This window comes from Aeromonas sp., from assembly GCF_050633025.1.
Classification (GTDB): domain Bacteria; phylum Pseudomonadota; class Gammaproteobacteria; order Enterobacterales; family Aeromonadaceae; genus Aeromonas.
Map to the genome: position 1 here is coordinate 1 of NZ_JBODRQ010000209.1, position 3900 is coordinate 3900.

A 3900-nucleotide genomic window follows, 5' to 3' on the forward strand; every position below is an offset into this window, starting at 1 on the left:
GTCGCCTTCGGGGTGGATCGCACCCTGCCGCTCTATGACCTGACCCACGAGATCCCGGCTTACAACATTTGGGAAGCCTCCTATCGCCTCTACCAGACCCTGCAGTATTGGCCCCAGGGCACAGTGTTCGTCAGCGTAGTTGATCCGGGTGTCGGCACTGATCGCAAGTCGGTGGTGCTCAAGACCAAGAGCGGCCACTACATCGTGACCCCGGACAACGGCACCCTGACCCTGGTGGCCGAGCACTTCGGCATCGAGGCGGTGCGCCAGATCGATGAGAAGCTCAACCGCCTCAAGGGCTCCGAGAAGTCCTACACCTTCCATGGCCGCGATGTTTACGCCTATACCGGCGCACGGCTCGCCTCCGGCGCCATCAGCTATGAGCAGGTTGGCCCGCTGCTGCCCGCCGAAGTGGTGAAGATCCCCTATCAGCCTGCGGTCGCCGAGAAAGATGGCACCCTCAAGGGCACTATCCCGATCCTCGATGTGCAGTACGGCAACGTCTGGACCAACATCGACGATACCCTGCTGACCAAAGCGGGGATCAACAAGGGGGATAACGCCTGCATCAAGATCCGCGAAGGGGATGTGGTCAAATATGACGGCAAGGCCCCTTACGTCAGCAGCTTCGGCGATGTGCCGGAAGGTCAGCCGCTGGTCTACCTCAACAGCCTGCTGCAGGTGTCGGTGGCGCTGAACATGGACAGCTTCGCTGCCAAGCATCAGGTGCAATCCGGTGCCAACTGGCATATCAGCCTGAAGAAGTGCTCCTGATCCCTGCAGGTATAAGCAGAGAGAGAAATAGCAACGGGCGCCTCGGCGCCCGTTTTGTTCTCTGGTAATAAAGAAAGGGATCAGAACTCGTTGGAGAGCGCCTTGTACCCTTTGACCAGATCGATATTGGTGTGAGCCACATCCTCGGAGAACTCGGCGGCATCTACCGAAACCCGCGGGATATGGGTCAAATCGCTCTGCTGGTTGATGCGGGTGGTGGAGGGAACGTAGAACTCCGGCGGCAGATCGCAGCCATCAATCACCGAGTTGTGGCGCACCACTGCGCCGTCACCGATATGGCAATTGAACAGCACGCTGTTGAAACCGATAAAGACCCGGTTGCCCACTTCACAGGGCCCATGCACGATAGAACGGTGGGCGATGGAACTGTACTCGCCGATGGTGACGGCAGCGCCGGATTTGGAGTGGATCACCACCCCGTCCTGAATGTTGGAGTTGGCACCGATGACGATGGGCTCCATCTCGCCGTTGGCATCCACCTCGTCGGCGCGGATCACCGCATAGGGGCCAACGAAGACGTTCTCTTTGATGATCACCTTGCCGCAGATGATGGCGGTCTTGTCGATATAGGCGGATTCATCGATGACAGGCAGATGGCCGGAGGGATTCTTGCGGATCATGTTACATCCTGTGGTTGCTTGAAATGATGCGGCGGCGCACCCGGCGCCAGGATGCCAGCTTACGCCTCGTTATTATCCGGTGAAACCCCGAAGTGGTCTGACCCTTGTCGCCAGCCTCAGCGGGAGCACTGTTCCTCGCGCTGGAATACGGGAGCATTGCAGTCATTTCCGAGTTGGTTGAAATGGACATATATAGATGAAGAAGATGATTGCCCTGCTGGCGGGTGGTTTGTTGCTCTCCTCGGCCGCACAGGCCAAAGGGGAGGCGGGGATGTTTGATTATTACGCCATGGCGCTCTCCTGGTCGCCAGTGGCAAAGAGGTTACTCTCCATTCATTGCCCCTGCTCCGCATCGCCCTATAATTTGGATTCAACCCTTCCCCTAGCTGGCATGCAATAACAAAAGAGGGAGGCATAATGTCTCCCTCACTCTTTAACTCTTACCCAGCGGGTTGGGACTCAGATTCTCTTAACTGACTAGCGTTACCCTGCAGGGAATCTTCCTTAGTTTTATATCTGAAACCGCTCCACCAACCGATGCAGGGTACGGCCCGAGTCGGCCAGCTCCTCGCAGGTATGGCGGGTGGCATCGGCCCCCTGGCTGAGCTCGGCCACGATCTGCTGAATGGCCACCAGATTGCGGTTGATCTCCTCGGTTACCGCGTGCTGCTGCTCGGCAGCGCTGGCGATCTGCAAGTTCATGTCATTGATGGTGGTGATGGCGCTGCTCATCTGGTCTAGATTGGTCACCAGGGCGCCGGTTTCGCTCAGGGTGCTGCTGTGGCGGGTCTGGCTCTCACTCATCAGAGTACCGGCGGTAGTCACCATCTGTTGCAGCCGCTGCAGCATGGTGCCGATCTCCACCGTGCTCTGCTGGGTACGGGAGGCGAGTTGGCGCACCTCGTCGGCCACCACGGCAAAGCCGCGCCCCTGTTCACCGGCTCGGGCAGCCTCGATGGCGGCATTGAGCGCCAGCAAGTTGGTCTGATCAGCGATCCCCGAGATAACCCCCACTACGTTCTGGATCTGATCCGTTTCCCGGGTCAGGGTGCTTATCTGTTGGTGGATAGCATTGAGGTCGGAGATCAATGAGTCGATGCCATCCATGGCACGGGTGATCACCACCCGAGTCTGGCGCGACAGGTTGTCGGCATTGCCGGTAGCAGTGGCCGCATCGCCAGCGTTGCCTGCCACACTGTGGGCGGTAGAGCTCATCTCTGTCATGGCAGCTACCACCTGCTCCGTCTCCCTGTGGTGGGAGCTCATGCGGGAGAGGTAGTCACCGGACTGACGCTGCAGAGTCTCGACCGAGCGATAGACCCGATCCGATGACGATGTTACCTGCTCCACCAAATGATGGATTTTCTCGATAAAACCGTTGAAACTACGGGCGAGATCGCCAAGCTCATCCCCCAGCTCCAGCTTGAGGCGACGGGTGAGATCCCCCTCGCCGTGGGCGAGATCGTGAAAACTCTCCACCAGGGTCTGGATCGGTCGGGTGATGGAGCGTGACACCCAGATGCCGCCAACGATGGCCAGCAGGGTCAGCAACAACGAGATGAGCAGGGTATCACGCATAGTGATAGCCAGTTCAGCCTCCCCCTCCTCGCGGGCCCTGGCCATCTCATCATCGATGTCATCGATATAGAAACCGGTGCCCAGCACCCAGCCCCACTGGGACAGTTGCACTGCATAGCCAAGCTTGGGCTGCTCGCTCCCCTTGGAGGGCTTGTCCCAGATAAAGCGCGAATAGCCGTCACCACTCTCGGCCGCCTTGATGATATCGAGGATCACCTTGTTACCTTCACTGTCGGTCATGCCGGAGAGGTCCTTACCCTCCAGCGCGGGCTTGATGCCATGGGCGATGTTAACCCCCTTGGTATCGTAGACGTAGAAGTAGCCATCCTCGGCATAGCGCAAGGTGCGCAGTATGCCCTTGGCCTGCTCGCGAGCCTCGGGACCATCCTGACTGAGCAGATGGGCGATGGCGGTTCTGGCCATCTGCACATGTTCGGCCAGTGCCACCTTCTTCTGCTCGAGGGCACTGTGGCGGTAGCGCTCGAGCTCGGCATCGAGGGCTCTCTGCTCACGCCACCAGAAACCGACATTGAGCAGTAGCGCCATCATCAAGATAGGCACTATGGCCAGAGTCAGGGTCTTGGCCCGGATAGAGACATGTTTCATTTGCGTATGACATCCCATATCAATCGTTTGAATGGATATCATACGAGCCCCATCAGGCCAGAACTGTTAACAAGCTCATGGGTTTGTGCATCAGGTGTGCCCACACGAGATAATGAGGCTTATTGGAGGATCTCCACAGACCCTCCGGGTGGAGGGGTCTGTGGAGATCGTCTAGCGGACCCACTCCTGTTCCAGCCGCGTGAGTCGTCCGGCAACCGTGGCCAACTCGCGCAACTGCGCCCTCTGGGCGGTCAATCCGTCTTCTGACAGAGGTCGGTGCCCCAATTGAGCTAACAGCGGT

General features: G+C 58.6%; 4 protein-coding genes and 1 pseudogene. 2 read left to right on the forward strand and 3 right to left on the reverse strand.

Features of this window, described 5'->3' with window-relative positions; all coding sequences use genetic code 11:
• The coding region (locus tag ACRAUW_RS17265) for an SAM hydrolase/SAM-dependent halogenase family protein (RefSeq protein ID WP_431363258.1) at positions 1-774 on the forward strand (774 nt) is incomplete at its 5' end.
• Between the two features lie 80 nt (positions 775-854).
• On the opposite strand, the gene ACRAUW_RS17270 is transcribed toward ACRAUW_RS17265, so the two are convergent.
• Positions 855-1415, reverse strand: a complete 561-nt coding sequence (locus ACRAUW_RS17270; protein WP_033138393.1) for a gamma carbonic anhydrase family protein — start codon at positions 1413-1415, stop codon at positions 855-857.
• A 196-nt stretch (positions 1416-1611) separates the two neighbouring features.
• Here ACRAUW_RS17270 and ACRAUW_RS17275 point away from each other — a divergent pair.
• Positions 1612-1725 (forward strand): annotated as a pseudogene (locus ACRAUW_RS17275) (ribonuclease T2 family protein); the annotation flags it as partial.
• Positions 1726-1925: 200 nt separating this feature from the next.
• Here the strand turns inward: ACRAUW_RS17275 and ACRAUW_RS17280 are convergent.
• The gene (locus tag ACRAUW_RS17280; RefSeq protein ID WP_431363259.1) at positions 1926-3599 is read right to left on the reverse strand and encodes a methyl-accepting chemotaxis protein; all 1674 of its coding nucleotides are present in this window, start codon (positions 3597-3599) and stop codon (positions 1926-1928) included.
• A gap of 171 nt (positions 3600-3770) precedes the next feature.
• Complete coding sequence (locus ACRAUW_RS17285; protein ID WP_431363260.1) at positions 3771-3896, reverse strand: hypothetical protein; 126 nt, start codon at positions 3894-3896, stop codon at positions 3771-3773.
• Positions 3897-3900 lie beyond the last annotated feature (4 nt).